Source organism: Nibrella viscosa, from assembly GCF_039541875.1.
GTDB classification, from domain to species: Bacteria; Bacteroidota; Bacteroidia; order Cytophagales; family Spirosomataceae; genus Nibrella; species Nibrella viscosa.
Genome location: NZ_BAABHB010000014.1, coordinates 147,821 through 167,410 on the forward strand (window position 1 = coordinate 147,821; position 19,590 = coordinate 167,410).

At 52.7% G+C, this 19,590-nt stretch carries 14 protein-coding genes; 9 read left to right on the forward strand and 5 right to left on the reverse strand.

Annotation, left to right across the window (positions count from 1 at the left end):
- The first annotated feature begins 28 nt into the window (after window positions 1-28).
- The 3 genes from ABD931_RS24570 (at window position 29) to ABD931_RS24580 (ending at window position 5,347) form a co-directional block, all read left to right on the forward strand.
- The gene (locus tag ABD931_RS24570) at window positions 29-664 is read left to right on the forward strand and encodes an IMPACT family protein (protein WP_345270670.1); all 636 of its coding nucleotides are present in this window, start codon (window positions 29-31) and stop codon (window positions 662-664) included.
- 122 nt (window positions 665-786) lie between these two features.
- Complete coding sequence (uvrA, locus tag ABD931_RS24575; protein ID WP_345270671.1) at window positions 787-3,672, forward strand: excinuclease ABC subunit UvrA; 2,886 nt, start codon at window positions 787-789, stop codon at window positions 3,670-3,672.
- 235 nt (window positions 3,673-3,907) lie between these two features.
- Complete coding sequence (locus ABD931_RS24580) at window positions 3,908-5,347, forward strand: alpha-L-fucosidase (RefSeq protein ID WP_345270672.1); 1,440 nt, start codon at window positions 3,908-3,910, stop codon at window positions 5,345-5,347.
- 38 nt (window positions 5,348-5,385) lie between these two features.
- Here ABD931_RS24580 and ABD931_RS24585 read toward each other — a convergent pair whose 3' ends face one another.
- From ABD931_RS24585 to ABD931_RS24595, 3 genes are all read right to left on the reverse strand, one after another.
- Window positions 5,386-6,447 carry an NAD-dependent epimerase/dehydratase family protein gene (locus tag ABD931_RS24585; RefSeq protein ID WP_345270673.1) on the reverse strand — a complete coding sequence of 354 codons (1,062 nt, stop codon included), beginning with the start codon at window positions 6,445-6,447 and terminating at the stop codon, window positions 5,386-5,388.
- Window positions 6,448-6,492: 45 nt separating this feature from the next.
- Window positions 6,493-8,436, reverse strand: a complete 1,944-nt coding sequence (locus tag ABD931_RS24590) for a KUP/HAK/KT family potassium transporter (RefSeq protein WP_345270674.1) — start codon at window positions 8,434-8,436, stop codon at window positions 6,493-6,495.
- A gap of 111 nt (window positions 8,437-8,547) precedes the next feature.
- On the reverse strand, window positions 8,548-9,933 hold the full coding sequence (locus ABD931_RS24595) for an Nramp family divalent metal transporter (protein ID WP_345270675.1): 1,386 nt from the start codon (window positions 9,931-9,933) through the stop codon (window positions 8,548-8,550).
- Window positions 9,934-10,101: 168 nt separating this feature from the next.
- Here ABD931_RS24595 and ABD931_RS24600 point away from each other — a divergent pair, with 168 nt between their 5' ends.
- The 6 genes from ABD931_RS24600 (at window position 10,102) to ABD931_RS24625 (ending at window position 17,334) form a co-directional block, all read left to right on the forward strand.
- Window positions 10,102-10,758, forward strand: coding sequence for a metal-dependent transcriptional regulator (locus ABD931_RS24600; RefSeq protein ID WP_345270676.1), 657 nt, complete (start codon window positions 10,102-10,104; stop codon window positions 10,756-10,758).
- 100 nt (window positions 10,759-10,858) lie between these two features.
- The gene (locus ABD931_RS24605) at window positions 10,859-11,935 is read left to right on the forward strand and encodes an LptF/LptG family permease (RefSeq protein WP_345270677.1); all 1,077 of its coding nucleotides are present in this window, start codon (window positions 10,859-10,861) and stop codon (window positions 11,933-11,935) included.
- Between the two features lie 75 nt (window positions 11,936-12,010).
- Window positions 12,011-12,964 carry a DMT family transporter gene (locus ABD931_RS24610; protein WP_345270678.1) on the forward strand — a complete coding sequence of 318 codons (954 nt, stop codon included), beginning with the start codon at window positions 12,011-12,013 and terminating at the stop codon, window positions 12,962-12,964.
- 25 nt (window positions 12,965-12,989) lie between these two features.
- Window positions 12,990-14,453, forward strand: coding sequence for a DUF6056 family protein (locus ABD931_RS24615; protein ID WP_345270679.1), 1,464 nt, complete (start codon window positions 12,990-12,992; stop codon window positions 14,451-14,453).
- A gap of 4 nt (window positions 14,454-14,457) precedes the next feature.
- A complete protein-coding gene (locus ABD931_RS29395) occupies window positions 14,458-16,239 on the forward strand; it encodes a hypothetical protein (RefSeq protein ID WP_345270680.1) in 1,782 nt (593 codons plus the stop codon).
- A 102-nt stretch (window positions 16,240-16,341) separates the two neighbouring features.
- Window positions 16,342-17,334, forward strand: coding sequence for a glycosyltransferase family 2 protein (locus ABD931_RS24625; RefSeq protein ID WP_345270716.1), 993 nt, complete (start codon window positions 16,342-16,344; stop codon window positions 17,332-17,334).
- A gap of 27 nt (window positions 17,335-17,361) precedes the next feature.
- Here the strand turns inward: ABD931_RS24625 and ABD931_RS24630 are convergent, their stop codons facing one another.
- Entirely contained in the window at window positions 17,362-18,336 is a 975-nt protein-coding gene (locus ABD931_RS24630; protein ID WP_345270681.1) for an AAA family ATPase, read from the reverse strand.
- Window positions 18,337-18,363: 27 nt separating this feature from the next.
- The gene (locus ABD931_RS24635) at window positions 18,364-19,551 is read right to left on the reverse strand and encodes a DUF4350 domain-containing protein (protein ID WP_345270682.1); all 1,188 of its coding nucleotides are present in this window, start codon (window positions 19,549-19,551) and stop codon (window positions 18,364-18,366) included.
- Between the last annotated feature and the right edge of the window lie 39 nt (window positions 19,552-19,590).

The window sequence follows — 19,590 nt, forward strand, 5'->3', positions numbered from 1 at the left end:
GTATATCACCTTATTGAACCACCTACCTTTGCACCCACTTAATAATGCAGATGGCATGTTGTTCGACGATACCTATCGCACCATTACTGGTCCATCCGAAGGGCTGTTTAAAGAGAAAGGCAGCAAATTTCTGGCGTATGCGTTTCCCATCCAAAGAGAGACCGACGTTAAAATGTATCTGGAGGCTGTCCATAAAGAACATCCGAAAGCCAGGCATCACTGCCATGCGTACCGCTTAGGGCTGGACCGGAATAACTACCGGGTTAATGACGATGGTGAACCCAGCGGTACCGCCGGTCGCCCGATTCTGAACACGCTGTACTCCTATGATCTAACCAATATTCTGGTTATTGTTGTGCGTTACTTCGGCGGAACGCTGCTGGGCGTGCCGGGCCTCATCAATGCATATAAGTCGGCAACGATAGATGCCCTGACGAAGGCAACGGTAGTTGCGAAAACCGTCAATGAAGTATACCGGGTCCGGTTTGCCTACGAGCAGATGAATGAGGTGATGAAAGTGGTGAAAGACCAGCAGCTTACCGTGCTGAGCCAATCGTTTGATAACAACTGTAGTCTGGAAATTGAACTGCGCCGGACAATGGTGAACGGGGTAATCGGCCGATTGGAGAAGCTGGAGCACGTGAAAGTGGAATGGCTTGGATAAGACCAAAAATGAGAGAACGATAAAGGAACCCTGTGCCGGCAGGGTTACCGCAACTTTGATGAACATCAGGAAACTTAGGTTCTGCAAATTCCGTTAGAACTAAGAATAAGGCTTTTCATCACGTGACGGAAAACAAAGTTACGACCGAACCGGAAAACCGGAACGGTTATAGTCTCACCGATATTGACTTGACGGGCTTTGAGCAGATCGAAGTACTGGGTGCCCGCGAACATAATCTCAAAAATATTGATGTTACCATTCCCCGCAACAAGCTGGTGGTCGTGACGGGTATCAGCGGCAGCGGCAAATCGTCGCTGGCGTTCGATACCATCTACGCCGAAGGGCAGCGCCGGTATATGGAAAGCTTTTCGGCCTACGCCCGCTCGTTTATCGGCGATATGGAACGGCCGGATGTCGATAAGATCAACGGGCTGAGTCCGGTGATCTCCATTGAGCAGAAGACGACCTCCAAGAACCCCCGCTCCACGGTAGGTACTACCACCGAGATCTATGATTTTCTGCGACTGCTGTACGCCCGGGCGGGCGAAGCCTACTCCTACGCCACAGGCCGTAAAATGACACGTCAGTCGCAGGATCAGATTATCGACCAGATTCTTAACCAGTACAACGGCCAAAAGCTCACGCTGCTGGCACCGGTAGTGAAAGGCCGCAAGGGCCATTACCGCGAGTTATTCGTGCAGATAGCCAAACTTGGCTATACTAAAGTACGGGTAGATGGTCAGGTGCAGGATATTGCGCCCAAGATGCAGCTCGACCGGTATAAAGTACACGACATTGAGATTGTGATTGACCGGATCATTCCCCGGCCCGAAGATCGCTTCCGGCTATCGCAGTCGGTGCAGACGGCGCTGAAACAGGGCAAAGGAGCGATGCAGATTCTGGATCAGGAAGGACAGGTAATCTACTTCTCGCAGAACCTGATGGACCCCGAATCGGGCATTAGCTACGATGAGCCGTCGCCGAATACTTTCTCGTTCAACTCGCCTTATGGCTGGTGCCCGGTCTGTCAGGGCCTTGGCGTGGTGGAGGAGATTACGGAAGAATCCGTTATTCCGGATAAGTCGCTAAGCATTAGCCGGGGGGCCATTGCGCCCCTGGGCGAGTACCGGGAGTTATGGTTTTTTCGGGAGATAGAGGTTATTCTGAAAAAGTTTAAACTGAGTTTGAGTACACCGCTGACCAAATATCCGCCTGAACTGCTCCATGTGTTGCTGTTCGGCGACCAGGAAGAAGCAGTAATGCCGTCGAAAAAGCATCCGGGAGAAGATTACTATAACTTCAAATTCGAGGGTATAATCCCCTTTCTGAAGCGGCAGCAGGAGAACGGTTCCGAGAAAATTCAGGAGTGGCTGAAAGACTTTATGGTGGTCAACACCTGTCCTGAGTGTAGTGGAGCACGGTTGAAAAAGGAGTCGCTGTATTTCCGGATTGCCGATAAGAATATTGCCGAACTGGCCCGGCTGGATATTTCGGAACTGTCGGCCTGGATGACCAATTTGGAAGACCGGTTGTCGGAGCGGCAGAATGTGATTGCCCGCGAAGTCCTGAAGGAAATTCGCAAGCGTATTGGTTTTCTGCTCGATATTGGTCTGGATTACCTGACACTGGATCGCCCGTTGCGGACGCTTTCGGGGGGAGAGGCCCAGCGTATCCGGCTGGCGACGCAGATCGGTACGCAGTTGGTGGGGGTTTTGTACATCATGGACGAGCCAAGTATTGGGCTGCACCAGCGCGACAACGTAAAGCTGATTGATTCGCTAAAGAACCTGCGGGATCTGGGCAATACGGTGCTGGTGGTCGAGCACGATAAAGACATGATGCTGGCGTCGGATTACATCCTGGACATTGGTCCGGGAGCCGGCCGGCACGGCGGTCAGGTAGTGGGCATTGGTACACCGGAAGAGTTTTTGCAGAACGGTAGCACCACGGCCGAGTATCTGAACGGTCGCCGAGCCATCAAGGTACCTGCCGAGCGCCGGAAAGGCAATGGTAAGTTTTTGATCATTAAAGGTGCCACGGGTCATAACCTGAAGAATGTGACGCTGAAGCTGCCACTGGGCCGGATGGTGTGTATCACCGGCGTATCGGGCAGTGGCAAGTCGTCGCTGATTCACGAAACGCTGTTTCCGGTGCTGAACCGCCACTTTTACAAGTCTAAACGGGAGCCGCTGTCCTTTAAATCGGTAGAAGGGCTGGAATACCTGGATAAGGTAATTGAAGTAGATCAGTCGCCCATTGGCCGGACCCCCCGCTCTAACCCGGCCACCTACACCGGTATGTTCTCGGATATACGGGCGTTGTTTGCCGAGCTACCCGAAGCCAAAATCCGGGGTTATAAGCCGGGGCGCTTTTCCTTTAACGTGAAGGGCGGCCGCTGCGAAGACTGCGAGGGGGCGGGCATGAAAAAGATTGAAATGGAGTTTCTGCCCGATGTACACGTCGCCTGCGAAACCTGTAAAGGTAAACGTTTCAACCGTGAAACCCTGGAAGTACGTTTTAAAGGCAAATCGATTGCCGATGTGCTGGACATGACCGTGGAGCAGGCACTGGACTTTTTTGCCAGTCAGCCCAAGATCCTGCGCAAAGTGCAGACGCTGAACGATGTGGGTTTAGGGTATATTACGCTTGGCCAGCACGCAACAACGCTATCGGGTGGAGAAGCCCAGCGGGTAAAACTGGCTGAGGAGTTGTCGAAGAAAGACACCGGCAAAACCATGTACATCCTGGATGAGCCGACCACGGGTCTGCATTTCCAGGATATTTCCCACTTGCTGGATGTATTGAACAAACTGGTCGACAAAGGCAACACGGTGTTGATCATTGAGCACAACCTGGACGTTATCAAAGTCTCTGACCACATCATCGACCTCGGCCCGGAAGGTGGCAACAAAGGCGGTGAAATCATTGCCGAGGGAACGCCGGAGAAGGTAGCAAAGGTTGAAGGGAGTTATACGGGGAAGTTTCTGGCGATGGAATTGGGAGGGTAGGAGAAACCGTTAAAACGGTTTTCCTTCGCTGGCAGATCATTCAACCCGCAATGGGTCAAAAGCCGTTCGTATTCCTGCGCGAATGATAGGGTGCGGTGGTGGTGCGACATACAAGCGGTGTAAGAGCAGTGAGTGAAATACAAAGGTTGAGACGATGACTTAGGGGGACTCGTCACGAAGCCGGGTAAAAGCTGGCGACTCTCTGCTTTTCAGGCAGAGGACACAACCTTTGTTTATGAAAATCCATTATTGGCTCACTGTAGCCAGCATGATGTATGCTGCTTCAACGCTGGCCCAGCGCGATATTCCCACCAATCCGGTAAAACCGACCCCGCAGCAGCTTCAGTACCAGCAGCAGGAGCTCATTGGCTTCCTGCACTTCGGTGTTAATACCTTTTCCGACCGTGAATGGGGTACGGGTAAAGAAGACCCCCGCAGCTTTAACCCCACCAAACTGGATGCCCGGCAGTGGGTACAGGCCGCTAAAACGGCGGGCATGAAAACGCTCATCATCACCGCCAAGCACCACGATGGATTCTGCCTCTGGCCATCAAAATACACCGACCATTCGGTAAAGAGCAGCCCCTGGAAAAACGGCAAAGGTGATGTGGTGCGTGAACTGACCGACGCCTGCCGCGAAGCGGGTATGAAGCTCGGCATTTACCTGTCGCCCTGGGATATGCACGAACCGAAATACGGCACCTCAGAGTATAACCAGTTTTACCTGAACCAACTGCGGGAGTTACTGACCAACTATGGCCCAATCGCCGAGTTGTGGATGGACGGAGCCAAAGGCGAAAACGCCAAAAATATGGAGTACGACTTTGAGGCTTACCGGGCGCTGATCCGGCAGTTGCAGCCCAATGCGGTTATCTTCTCGGATGTTGGGCCGGGTGTGCGCTGGATCGGGAACGAACGGGGTTTTGCCGGCGAAACCTGTTGGTCGACTATCAATACCGAAGGCATGGCGATTGGTAAAGCCGATTCCAAATACCTGAATACAGGTGACCCCAACGGCGACGAATGGATTCCGGGCGAGTGTGACGTATCCATCCGGCCGGGCTGGTTCTACCATGCCAAAGAAGACAGCCGGGTGAAAACTCCGCAGCAACTGGTAGACATCTACTACAAATCCGTCGGCCGGAACGGTACCCTGCTACTGAACCTGCCGCCGGACCAGAACGGTCTCCTTCACGAAAATGATGTGGCCGCCCTGCGTGGTATGCGGGAAATTCTGAACGAAACGTTCCAGAAAAATTTGGCACTAAAGAAGCCGGTGAAGGCCGGTAGCCAGTGGACCGGTTTTGCGACCCAGCGCCTGACCGATGGCAACGCCGATACCTACTGGGCCGCCAAAGAAGGAGAAACCTCCGCAACCCTGGAGCTTGACCTGGGCCGCCCGACTACCTTCGACCGCGTTTCGTTACAGGAGCCGGTGCGGCTGGGACAGCGGATAGCTGCTTTTCGGGTGGAGGCTGAGCAGAACGGTACCTGGCAGGAGGTGGCCAAGGGCACTACCATCGGCTATAAGCGGCTGCTGCGGCTGGATAGCCCCGTTACGGCGCAACGCATCCGCATTGTAATAGAGCAGGCCAACAACACTGTGGCGCTTTCGGAAATTGGGTTATACCAGGCTTCTGAGCGGGAAGGTAAGCCGCTGGCTGAAAAGAAATAAGGGATGACAAAAAAGCGGGTCACGGCCCGCTTTTTCCGTTACTTCAGAATCGGTTCCAGCGCGGCCCGGTTCTCGTCGAGCCATTTGGCAATGTCGGAGACGATATCCTTAATGCCTTTTTCGGGTTTCCAGCCGGTGAGGTTGGTGACCTTTGTATTATCGGTAATGTACAGGCGGATGTCGGCGGCCCGGTTTTCGGTTACCTGCTTGATGGGAATCGTTTTGCCGGTTACCTCCTGACAGATCTGCGTTAGCTCCTGTAGGGAAGCACTGCTTTCTACGCCACCGCCGGCGTTCAGGATTTCACCGTTCACCTGATCCAGGTTGTGCAGTTGCCAGTCGATGAGCCGGTACAGGTCATCAATGTGCAACATATCGCGGGTTTGTTTGCCCGTGCCACCGTAGCCGATGTAGGCCAGCGATTGCTCAAAGTAGTGCTTGGCAATCCAGAGTACCATCACGCCCTGATCGACCTTACCCATCTGCCACGGACCGGTAATGACCCCACAACGGTTAATGACCGTTTTTAGCCCGTAAAACTCGTTGTACTCCTGAATAATCAGCTCCGACGCCAGTTTGGTGGTACCATACAGCGAACGGGCACCGTCGAGCGGGAAGTTTTCGGCGATGCCCTTGGACGAAACGCCCGGCACCGGCTGGTCGTCGCTGAGCACAAAGCGGGTGTCGGCTTCCTCAAAATTCAGTGTCTCAATGGTTTTGATGGGGTAGACCCGGCTGGTCGACAGAAAGATAAAATTCGCTTTATGCTTCAGCGCGTAGTTAAGGCAGTTGACCGTCCCGAACAGATTGGTATTAATGAGGTAATCAGGGGTACCATCCAGTCCGGCCAGCACCGACGGCTCCGCCGAGGCTTCGATAATGGTGTCGACAGCCGGTAGCGCATCAAAATCCTCTTTGCTGCGAATATCGCCGTGGACGAACTCGACACCGGCCTGCTTTAGCCGGGCAATGTTCAGCTCGGAACCCCGGCGTTTCAGGTTATCGAGGGCAAAAATCTGGTAATCGGGATAGTTGGTTTTCAGCGCAATCGCCAGCGCCGAGCCGACAAAGCCGGCTCCGCCGGTAATCAGTAATTTCATAGGTTGACAGATTTGAGCCACTCCTGTATTGGAGAGACTCAGAGGTTATGTTGTAATGCGGGTAAGTTTAACATTCTCTACCGGGCGGATAACCAGCGGTACCTTCTCTACTTTGACCGAACTGCTGTCGAGGCCGAACCAGCGATCTTCGGAGGTGGTGAAGCCTTTGATGAAAAAGTACACATTCATGATGAGCCGCTCCGACACAGGCAGATCATTTTCGAACGAAAGGAATTTTTCCAGCACCACAAACCGGAAATCACCGATCACGTTTTGCCGGTGGAGCGATTCGTAGCGGCTGGTAATATCCACCTCCTTATTCTTCACCAGATCCTCAATGACTTTGCGGAAGAACAGGTTGATGCGCTGCTCGACCCGGAAACCCAGCCGGAATGTCACCTTATAGCAGTCGTCGGGGGCAATGGTATTCACCTTGTATTCCATAGTGTACGGATCGTCGGTGGTATCCACGTGAATAAACCAGTAAATATCCGCTCGTTTTGGCCGCTTCTGGAAAATGGAGTAAATGATCTTGGACTCGATCTCCGACTGCCGGGCGGCATTGCTCATAAACACCAGGTGCGTGGCGTATTTGGGGATACTAATGTCCCGACTCAGCTCCTTAATGGCCTGAATGTACTGATCAATGCGCACGTATTCGGTGAGTCGCATTTTAATCCGGCTGGCATTCAGCCAGATAATCATAACCATTCCCATCAGACCGGCAATCAGAACAGACACCCAGCCACCATGTACAAACTTCACCAGGTTAGCTACCAGAAAACAGCTTTCAATAGTCAGATAGGCGATTACAAAAAGAACCACCAACCAGGCGTTGTATTTATGCGTGTAGAGGTAGTAGCCGAAGAGCATGGTACTCATCATCATGGTGAGGGTGATGGCTAGTCCATAGGCTGCTTCCATGCGGGACGAGTCCTGGAAATAAAGCACTACGCCGACACAGCCCACAAACAGCAGCCAGTTGATGCTGGGTACGTACAACTGCCCTTTTTTGACGGAAGGGTAGCGTAAGCGGACTTTTGGCCAGAAATTCAGCCGGATGGCCTCACTTATCAGCGTAAAAGCACCGGAGAGCATGGCCTGACTGGCAATAATCGTAGCCGCAGTAGCGATGAGAATGCCAATAAACAGAAACCACTCCGGCATTAAGGCGTAAAACGGATTCCGCTCACCCAGCGCTTCGCCCGCCAGACTTTTCACATAGGCACCCTGGCCAAAGTAATTGAGCACCAGGCAGGTCTTTACAAAGATCCAGCTAATCCGGATATTACCCCGGCCGCAGTGGCCCATATCGGAATAAAGCGCTTCGGCACCGGTAGTCGACAGAAAGACGGCTCCCAATAGCCAGAAGGCACCGGGGTAGGTGGTCAGAAACAGGTACGCATAATAAGGGTTTATCGCGGCCAGGACGGTGGGGTCATCCAGAATGTGAACGAAGCCCAGCACGCCCAGCATGGTAAACCAGATTAGCATTACCGGGCCGAAGGTGGTTCCTACCACACTGGTGCCAAAGGTCTGAATGAGAAAGAGGCCCGAAAGAATGGCAATCACGATCGGAATTGTCTCAATATTGGGATACAGAATCCGCAGGCCTTCAACCGCCGATGAGACCGAAATGGGTGGCGTGATAATACTATCGGCCAGTAGGGAACTGCCGCCAATTATAGCAGGAATAGTCAGCCAGCGGGCATGCCGGCGCACCAGCGCGTATAACGCAAAAATGCCGCCTTCACCGCGGTTGTCGGCCCGTAGAACCAGCACTACATATTTAATGGTAGTTTGGAGCGTGATTGTCCAGAGAATACAGGAGAGGGCTCCTAAAACAATCTCCTCCTGAATAACGGGGGCTGAGCCGGCGACGGCTCTGAGCACATAAAGGGGAGAAGTACCAATATCACCGTATATAATTCCCAGGGCTACCAGCAGACCAGCCGCCGACACCCGGTCCATGTGTCGTTTATCTTCCATAGAGCGAGGCTACTGCCCGGTTTGGGCGCAGCAAATACAAACGCGGCAAAGATAATAGGTGTGCAAGTACGTTGTTTTCGGAAGATAAGAAAGTTATGAGCTTAAAATCTTTTACAGGACCGTGGTTACCAGCAGGTAGCTGTTCAGCCCGATAATGATGGCGGAGATAATCCAGGCGGTCAGCTTCAGCCAGCGGGGGTTCACAAACGCACCCATACGCAGTTTATCACTGGTAAACTGCACCAGTGGCACCACCGCAAAGCTCAGTTGCAGCGACAGAATTACCTGACTCAGTACCAGCAGATCACCAATTTTTTCGTCGCCGTAGAGGATGGTAACGATCAGGGCCGGTACAATGGCCACCAGCCGGGTAATCAGTCGCCGGAGCCAGGGTTTGAGCCGTAGTTTCAAAAATCCTTCCATCACAATCTGCCCCGCCAACGTACCGGTCAGGGTGGAGGTCTGCCCGGCCGCCAGCAGGGCAACGGCAAACACCGCTCCGGCTACCTGGGCTCCCAGCAGCGGATCGAGCAGCCGGTAGGCATCGGTAATGTCGGCTACGGTTTGATTGCCCGAGAAATGGAAGGTAGCAGCCGCCAGCACCAGAATGGCTCCGTTAATGAAAAAGGCCAGCAGCAGCGACACGCTCGAATCGATGGTGGCGTATCGGATGGCGCTCCGGCGGCCGTGGTCGGTGCGGGCAAAATTACGGGTTTGAATAATGCTGGAGTGCAGATACAGGTTGTGCGGCATCACGGTAGCCCCCAGAATACCAATAGCCAGATACAACATGCTGGGGTTGGTCACAATTTCCCGGCGGGGAAGCAGCCCACCGGCCACTGCCCCCATATCGGGCCGGGACAGAAAGATCTCATAAGCAAAACAAAGGAAAATAATGAAGATCAAACCGGCTACAATACTCTCCAGCAGTCGGAAACCTTTGTTCTGAAGGTACAAGAGCAGCAGCACGTCCAAAGCCGTAATACCGACCCCCACCGCCAGCGGAATACCAAACAGCAGATTTAAGGCCAGGGCCGAGCCAATTACTTCGGCCAGATCCATAGCGGCAATGGCTATTTCGCTCAATACCCACAGCCCCATAGCTACAGGGCGGCTGTACTGCTCGCGGCAGGCCTGCGCCAGATCACGCCCGGTGGCAATACCCAGCTTCAGCGCCAGGTGTTGCAGCAGCATGGCAAACAAATTGGAGATTAGAATGACCGAGAGCAGTTTGTAGCCGAACTGAGCGCCCCCGGCAATGTCGGTAGCCCAGTTACCGGGGTCCATATACCCGACGGCTACCATCAGCCCGGGACCAACAAAAGCCCGCATTTTCTTAATAAAACTACCTTCTGTTGGAACAGGAATGCTGGCGTGGACTTCCGAAAGGGAGCGGGTGGCAGACTCCTGTTCAACTCCAGGCAGAATCTGATCTATTCGGTTACTTCGGGGCACCGGTAGGGCCTGAGTGGTCCGCACAAACTCTTGAGGCTTCATTGTATCTGTGTATACTTTAGGATCATGAGACAAATGTATACGATTGTTCTCAATAAAAATTTAGGCAGGCCTAAATTTTTTTAAAGTATATATAAAAAACTAATTTTGCCGTTGAAATGTTCGGATAGCAAGTGTAAAAAGCTGAATAAAACCGGATGCTGACGCTGCATGCACACATTCACCGAAGAAAACTACCTGAAAACCATTTATAACCTGGCGGGGCGGCAGGAAGGTGAGGTTAGCACGAACTCGCTGGCCGAGATGACAGCAACGCGGGCCGCTTCTGTATCTGATATGCTGAAGCGGCTTTCCGAAAAGCAGTTGATTCATTACAAAAAATACCAGGGGGTACGGCTTACCGAGGAAGGAGAACGGCTGGCCCTAAAAGTTATTCGCCGGCACCGGCTCTGGGAGGTTTTTCTGGTGGAAAAGCTGGGCTTCGGCTGGGATGAGGTTCACGTTATTGCCGAAGAACTGGAGCATGTCCGCTCCGACGAACTGGTAGAGCGGCTGGATGCTTACTTAGGTTACCCGCAGTTTGATCCTCACGGTGACCCCATTCCGACCCCGGCCGGGCAGATGCCCGCTACGGCTTACTGCAAACTATCGGAGGTGGACGTAGCTGAGCGGGTGCGGATTATGGGCGTACTCGAACACTCTCCGGAGTTCCTGCAGCACCTCGACCGTATGGGGCTTACCTTAGGCAGTGAGGTCTGCCTCCAGGAAATCAGTCACTTCGATAAGTCGGTACAGGTACAGATTAATCAGGAAAAATCGTTATTCATCAGCCACGAGGTGGCCAGAAATCTATTAGTTAGTCGATAGTCGTCAGTCAATAGTCTATAGTGGCTTCGCTTGTAGCAGAAATCCGGGTACGGGTACTATTGACTAATGACTATCGACCATTGACTGTCATTGATTATACATGAAACTTCTCGATTGGTATATTTTCAAGCGTTTCCTGCAAACGTATATTTTCGTGGTGCTGGTGATTGTGCTGGTGGTCTGCGTGATTGACTACACGGAAAAAGTGGATGACTTTCACCACCATAATGCTCCGATGAGTAAGATTCTGATTGACTACTATCTGAATTTTATTCCGTACTGGGCCAACACTATCAGTCCGCTAATGGTGTTCATCGCTACTGTTTTTATGACCTCCCGGCTGGCGTCGCGGACCGAAATTATTGCCATCCTCAGCAGTGGTGTCAGCTTTATGCGTTTTTTGGTGCCGTATGTTTTAGGTGCGGTTTTGCTAAGCGTAGTTACCTATTACCTGGTCAACTATGTAATTCCGCAGGCCAACAAGGTCCGGATTGCGTTTGAACTGCAATATGTAAAAGATCAGTTTACCTACACCGGCCGCAATGTACACCTGAAAATTGCGCCCAATATATACGCTTATCTGGAGAGTTATAATAACCTGACCAATACCGGCTACAAGTTTACGCTGGAGGAGGTAGCCGGTAACGAACTCCGGCAGAAACTCTCGGCCGACCGCATTGAATGGGACACCCAGAAAGGCAAATGGGCGCTGTATGACTATAAAATCAGGGCTATCGACGGTATACACGAGACGCTGACCCCCGGTACCCGTATGGATACCACACTGAACCTCAAACCGTCTGACTTTGACAGTGATTACAGCCTCTTCGAGACGTTTACGCTGCCGGAGCTGAACAACTACATTTCGCTGCTCCAAAGCCGGGGGGCCGATGGCGTGGAGACCTACCTGCTGGAGAAATACTCCCGCACTACCCGGCCGTTTGCCATTATAATTCTGTCGGTCATCGGGGTTATTCTATCGGCGCGGAAAAGTCGCCGGGGGGTAGGCTGGCAGGTAGCGCTCGGTTTCTTTCTGGCATTTGCCTATCTGTTGTTTTTTATGCTCGCCAAAGGGGTTGCCGAATCAGGTAACCTGAATCCGATGCTGGCGGTCTGGTTGCCAAACATTATTTTTGCGGCCATAGGGCTGCTCCTATACCATACCATTCCGCGCTGACCGGCGAGCTTACAGCTGACCGTCACTGCCTGAGCATGCCGCAGGTAATGGAGTAGCGCGGAATCACTACTGATTATGACCCAACAAGTAAGCAGTAAACCCGCGCTGTCGGATTACCTGCATCTTCACTTTCTGGTGGTGATCTGGGGGTTTACGGCCATTCTCGGATTGTTGCTTGAGCCGCTGGAAGCCCCGGCTCTGGTTGTGTATCGGACGTTGTTATCGGCGCTGGGGCTGGGTGTCGTGCTGTACATCCGGCGGCAATCTGTGCAGCTCCGGGCATCGGTCCAGTGGCGACTGATCGGCACGGGGGCGTTGATGGCTCTACATTGGATAGCTTTCTTTGGCGCTGCCCGGCTGGCCAATGCCTCGGTTTGTCTGGCGGGTATGGCTACCGGATCGCTGTGGACCAGCCTGCTGGAGCCCCTGTTTCTGCGTCGGCGCATCCGGGCGGTAGAGGTGCTGCTGGGAGGCATCGTTATGGCGGGGCTTTACGTCATTTTCCGGTTTGAGTTCGACCGCATGGCGGGTTTGCTAATGGCCATCTTCTCGGCCATGCTGGCAGCGGTATTTACCATCATCAATAGTCGGTTTACTCAACGGTACAATGCCCTTACAATCTCTTTTTACGAAATGATTGGGGCTTTTGGTACATCGCTGCTTTTTTTGCTGCTGTATTTGGGGGTCAATCCCGAAAATCGGGTCTGGACGGCAGACCGGCTGGTGCCCGAATCGGCAACGCAGTGGCTCTGGCTGGCGGTCCTGGCGTTTGTCTGTACCGTGTACGCCTATACGGCGGCTGTGCAGTTAATGCGTAAGTTTACGGCCTATGCCGTGAACCTGACGGTTAATCTGGAGCCCGTATATGGTATCGTTCTCGCTTTTCTGGTGTTTGGCGAACGCGAGCGCATGACGGCGGGCTTCTACATCGGTACGCTGGTCATACTCGGTGCCGTGTTGCTTTACCCCTGGTTGACTACAAATCTGACCAAACGAAAAAAAGTACCGGTACTTCCGGGTACGGAGTAGCGTTTAGCCGCAAATCGCATAGAGAATGGTATCTCAGGAAAACAAAATAACGAACCAGCAGACTTCTTTACCGGCGCTGATTGTGGCGCTGTTCATTCTCGGTTGTTTTGCCGTGACAGTTATCCTGTTATCGGTGCTGGCATTTTACAATCATCCCTCACCGGTAGATGATTACTGCTTTGCCGATACGGCCATCCGGTATGGCTACTGGCAGGCTCAGATCTATTACTACAATGGGTGGTCGGGGCGTTTTTTTCAGAATTTCCTGGTTCACGGCGGACCCCTGACGTTCGGATGGCGGGGTGGGTATGTTGTTTTTCCGATTGGTATGCTGCTGCTGCTTTTTGGCAGTTCCTACTACTTATACCGGCAGCTTACCCGCTCTCAGTATCCGGCCCGTGCCGCAGCGCTCATAGCGGGTGCGTTCATGGTTTTGTACATCACCGATTTGTATAGTGTGCCGGAATTTCTGTACTGGTACACGGGACTGGCCTGCTACAGTCTGTCGTGCCTGTTTATTATAATGCTAATCGGCTTGTTTATACGGCATGACCAGCAGACGTTTGGGTTGTCGTGGCCGCTGCTGCTGGCCGAGAGCCTCCTGATTGTAGGAATTATAGGCTCCAGCGAGACCAGTATGGTTATGGTTATGTCGTTCCTGGCAATGGTCGGGCTGTGTTTTATCCTGTACCGCCGAACAATTCCTGTTGCCTGGATACTCCTGATGGTTGTAGCAGGTATTGCCTGTTACTTTCTGATTAAAGCGCCGGGTAATTATATTCGGCTCAATGGCAACGAAGGAAGACAGGAGGTGCTGGCCTCCTTAAAATCGTCGGTCCGTTATGGGGTTACCTATCTGTTGCATCAGTTTCTGAAAACGCCCCTGCTGCCGCTGACCCTGCTGTACCTGCCTGTTGCTTACCGGTTGAGCAGTGCCCGGAGTCAGGTACAACACTATTTTGCGCTGCATCCGCTGCTGTCGGTAGGCTATTGGGTGGCGGCTGTACTGGCCACTATCTTTTTGCACTTTTTGGCCGTGGGTATACCGCCCGTAATGCGGGTGCAAAATACGACAAACATGATTTTTCTGCTGGGCTGGTTTTACAATGTGACCGTTGCCCTCCGCCTTGTCCGGTCATCAATCGGCTCATTTTCATTACTTACGCAGTATAGCTGGCCTTTGGTACTGGTAGCTACCGTATGGGGGGGACTATCTTTCGTTACTAACGACAATATAAAAACGCTGGCGAGTGATCTGATGAGTGGGCGTGCCCGGCAGTATGACCAGGCCATGACCCGGCGGTACGAGATTCTGGCCGCCAGTCGGAACGATACGCTTGCGCTGGATCCGCTGCCGGTAAGGCCGGTTTCGTTAATGCTGGAAGACGTCCGAACAAACCCCGAGCACCTCTGGAATCGCTGCTGGGCCAATTACTTCGACCATAAAGCTGTTTTCTTAGATGACCTCTCAACGAATAAACGTCAGTAGGGTAATGCGGGAGCCTGTACCTGGAGAAACCGGTATACCGTTTTCACGACGGCTTGTTTGGGTTTATGCGCTAATTGGCATTCCCCCGCTGGTCCTTATCTGGCTAGGCTACCGGTATACGGTTAATGTTCCCTGGTATGATGATGTTGAATCGTTCACAGGATTCCTGCTGGAGTATCTGAACGCGTCGACCTGGACAGATAAGCTTTCGGTTGTTCTGAGGCCTGTTAATGAATACCGGATTGTTTTTGCCCGGCTGCTAACGCTGCTTACGTATCTGGCGACCGGCACCCTTGATTTTCGGATTCTGATAGCCGGCGGATTACTTTGCCTGATTGGTACCTGGGCGTTGTTTGTGTGGGTGTTTGTCAGGAACCGGGTACCGCTGCTGTACCTGATTCCGTTATCCTTGCTGATTTTTCAGCCTCAGTTCTACCTAACCACCTTTTGGGCAATAACCGGTCTGCAGCATCAGCCCGTTGTATTTTTCTGCTTTCTGTCTCTTTACCTGCTGGCCGGCCGGAACCTGCGGTACAACCTGATGCCGGCTCTGTTGCTGGCCATTGTTGCCACCTTTACCAACGGGAACGGTATGTTTATCTGGTTTGCCGGCTTAGGGATACTGCTGCTTCAGGTCCGGTTCAGTGCTGCCATTGCCTGGATACTAACCGGCATACTGAGTATGGCCGCCTACTTTACCGGGTTCACCACTCAGGGAAATGAATCCGGTCCGATTTATGCCTACTCGCATCCTCTGGAAACGCTACTGGCTTTTTTTACCTTCATCGGTGGCTTGTTCGACTTTATGCCCTATAGCCCACTACGACCAAGAGTGGTGCTCCCCATTATTGCCGGCTTTTTTATAACTACCTGGCTCCTTTTCTGGTTCAGCAGTTTACTGCTCCGCCCCGCCAACACACCGCTGGTACTCAACTGGCGTATAGTTCGGGAGCGGCTGTCGCTTATTAATACTACCGAAATGTTTTTGGTGGGCTGTATGCTTTATTTACTTACCACTGCTGTTATCATAGCGGTATTTCGGCTGCGGTTCGGTTTTCCTGTTATGCTGATTAGCAACTATAAAATTTATCCAACTCTGTTTCTGGTACTGGCGTATAGCATGTATGTCTTTAGTCCGCTTCGACGCAAGGCCAGGCCGGGTCGGCAAATGGCAATCATCCTGGGTGCGAGTGGCCTTATTTCGGTATTATCGTACTGGCAGTATACTCCGCTGGTGATTGAACGCCGGAAAATTATTCTGTCGATGATGGTAAACCAGGTGCACAATGGCTTCGGCCTTAGTACCTTACCAGGAACACCCTTTGCCGGTTTTGTGGCCGGTATAATGGACCAGTCTGTCGCCAGAAAGCTGTATACCTATCCGCAGGATTCGTTTACGACCCAACTCAGCTCGGCCCTGGCTCAGCCGACCGCCCGGCAACAGATTCCTGTAGAAATTTCTTACGACCCCGAGTACTTTGTCGTTAAAAATGATACCGTGTCGTTCCCCAAGGCTGTGGCCTGGTCGCGGGATGCCGGCTTGTTTGTGCGCGTGTATTCACCCAGTCTGAACCTGCTGTTTAAGGCAGAACCGAACCCAAATCTGGGGCTTGCCGGATTCAGCTGGTACGAGAGGGGCTTTGGTGTAGGCATTCCCCGGCCTATGCTATTTGGCGCAGACTCGTGCTCGGTTCAGTTGGTTCGTGTAAACGACGGAATTATGACGACTTATCAGGCTACACAGAAGATAAAGCCTGATACAGCTATACCAGGAGCCGGAAAATAAGTAACTGATGAGCCGACCACTGAATAAATCTACCAGCGGGACGCATGGGTTCTTCCAGGAACTCTATATTTTTGTTGGTACACAAACTGATTGAAGGCTTTGTTGAACGTTCCACAGATATCTATTATAGCTCCGCTCTACAACGAGAGTGAATCATTCCCTCATCTGATTCAGCGGCTGAATGCACTGATGGATTCATCAGATCTGACCATTGAGATTGTTTTGATAGATGATGGGAGCCGCGACAATACAGCCGTGCTGATGCAGCAACTGGCACTTACCGACGAGCGCTATCATTGTGTATTCCTATCGCGCAATTACGGCCATCAGACGGCCCTGAGCGCTGGTTTGGCGGCAGCCAGAGGAACGGAGGCCGTTATGGTTATTGATGGAGACCTGCAGGACCCCCCCGAATTATTATCGGAATTTTACAGGCATTATCAGGAGGGGTACGATGTCGTATATGCGGTCCGGAAGCAGCGTAAAGAAGGCTGGTTTAAGCGAATGGCGTATTTTATGTTCTACCGGATCCTGCGCACGATTTCTTATATTGATATTCCGCTGGACAGTGGCGACTTTTCGCTGATCAGCCGCCGGGTGCTGAACGTACTAAACCGGATGCCTGAAGAAAGTCGGTATATCCGGGGTATGCGGACCTGGATCGGCTTTAAGCAGATTGGCGTTCCCTACGAGCGAAGCGGCCGCGTTGCCGGCAGCCCCAAATACTCGTTCAAGATGCTGTGGCGGCTGGCTTATAACGGGATTTTCAATTTTAGCGAAGCCCCCATCAGCTTTATTACCCGATTGGGCATATTTGCCATTTCCATTGCCGTGCTTTACCTGGGGGTTACACTGGTAAAACGCTTCGCTTTTGGTCATGTACCGGAGGGCTTCACCGCCTTGCTGTTTATCATAATCTGGTTTAGTGGCGTTCAGTTGGTAGCGCTCGGGATTATTGGCGAGTATGTGTTACGAATTTTCTTTCAGGTAAAGGGCCGACCGCTGTTTGTGGTGAAAGACGAGATAGTAGACGGACAGTTTACCGCTACTTCCAGACACTCCTTTGCCACGACCCAGGCTCCACAAGCAATATGAGCACTACCACCTGGTCTGGTTACCCACCTACCGGGGCACCTCGATCCGGTGAACAAGCTGCCCGATTACCTCATCGGCGGTGCCACCTTCCATTTCGCGTTCGGGTGTGAGCAGCACCCGATGGCGCAGCACCGGCGTGGCCAATTCCTGCACATCTTCCGGCGTTATAAAGTCCCGATTCCGTAGGGTGGCCAGAGCTTTGGCGCTGTTCAGCAGCGCTACGGCTGCCCTTGGTGAAGCGCCCAGGTACAAGGCTTTGTTGGCGCGGGTGCTGCGGACAATCTGGGCGATGTAGTCAAACAGTTTATCTTCAACATGCACCTGGTGTACCTTCAGGCGCAGCGCCTGCAGTTGTTCGGCGGAGAGCACGGGCCGAATAGCCGCTACGGCATCCGTCAGGTTCCGGCGGGCGTGGTGCCCCTTCAGAATATCTATTTCCTCCTGCGGCTCGGGGTAGCCGATCACCACTTTAAACAGAAACCGGTCGAGTTGTGCTTCCGGCAGGCGGTAGGTACCTTCCTGCTCGATGGGATTTTGGGTGGCCAGCACCAGAAACGGCTCGGCCATTGGGTAGGTGGTGCCGTCGTAGGTGATCTGCCGCTCCTCCATCACTTCAAACAGGGCCGACTGCGTCTTAGCCGGTGCCCGGTTGATCTCGTCGATCAGCACGACATTGGCGAAAATGGGTCCCTGCTTGAACTCAAAGTCGGACAGCTTGGGGTTGAAAACCGACGTACCCAGCACATCCGACGGCATCAGGTCGGGCGTAAACTGAATGCGGCTGAAGTCGACCGAGAGGGTCTTCGCCAGTAGCTTGGCCGTCAGGGTTTTGGCAACCCCCGGTACGCCTTCCAGTAGTACGTGGCCATCGGCCAGCAGGGCCGTCAGGAGCAAATCAATCGGCTGGTGCTGCCCGACGATCACCTTGCCGACTTCGGCCCGGATGGTGTCGATAGCGGTTTTCAGGTCGTTTAAATCCAGGCGAGTTTCAAAAGGAGTCATCGTTAGGCATAAACGCAGTTAGGGCGTTCAGGTGTTTACGTGTTGATAAAAGGATTCTATTTGCTGATTCAGGCTCAGGAGTTCATATTCCGACAGCAGCGTACTGCGCCGGGCTGCGTCGATCCGACGGACCAGCGCCGTTACGTCTTCGTCGGGTACGCCACTTTTGCGGGCCAGGGTTTCGGCAAAGCTTTTGTCGAGTACCGTTGTGTTCAATCCAAACTGCTCGCGCACGTACGCCAGAAAGTATTGAATTTTTTTTCGGGCCAGGTTATCGTGGTCTCCCTGGTGAAAATACAACCGGCCAATGGTTTGTACAAACTCCAGCGACGTATTGCGGGGCGGCTCCACTACCGGTATGATGCGCTGGGTACGTTTACCCGCAAAGATGGCGTATAACAGCAAACCGAACAACACCAGGTAATAGGCCCAGATGAGCGCCGGTTGGGTAAAAATAAACCGAAACACAGACTCCTGGTCTTCGTCAAAACGCCCCTGTTTCATAAATTCGTCCCAGTAAGTAGGGCGGGGCGGCAGGTAGGAGAGCGCTTTAAAGGCATACTCCGAGGTGGCGGGGTTGAGAACGTAATAATTGGTGAAGGCCAGGGGCAGGTTATGAATATAAAAATGGCCCTGGCCGTGCCTGATTTGGATAAAAACCGGCTCCCGGCGGGCATTCCGACCAAGTACCGTAATACCTGCCGGGCGGGTCAGCGCCAAGTAGTTGCGTCCGTCGTCGTGGCGGAAAATATAGCCGCCCGGTTTCCGAAGTGCCGGGTTGGTGAAGTTATTGACCAGGGCGGTATCGACCAGTTTAGGCGCTTTTTCTTCGGTTCTAAAGCCCAGCACATTCGCTAGGGAGTCCGGAAAATAATAGGCCGAAATAAAGACATCACTGCCCTGATTCACGTACCGGAGCAGCAGCCGGATGTCGGACTGACTGGCAGCAAAGCCCCGGCAGACGAAGATATAATTGCCAGGGATTGATACAGTACGCTTCGAAAGGTGATTATAGATCGGAATGCGCAAACTGGTCACCAACCGTTGCTGCATTATATCGGGCAATAGCTCATACAACGCCCTTGTCCCGAACGGAATTTTATCCTTGTTCATGTAGGACTCTTTCCAGTCGATGGGCTTCGGGCGGTAATACTCGAAAAGGGTGTAGCCAATTACTGTTGCCAGCAGAATCAGCAGGTATTTATTTGGTCTCACCAGTTAAAAAGTTCAAAGGTGTAGCACCGGCCTTAGCGT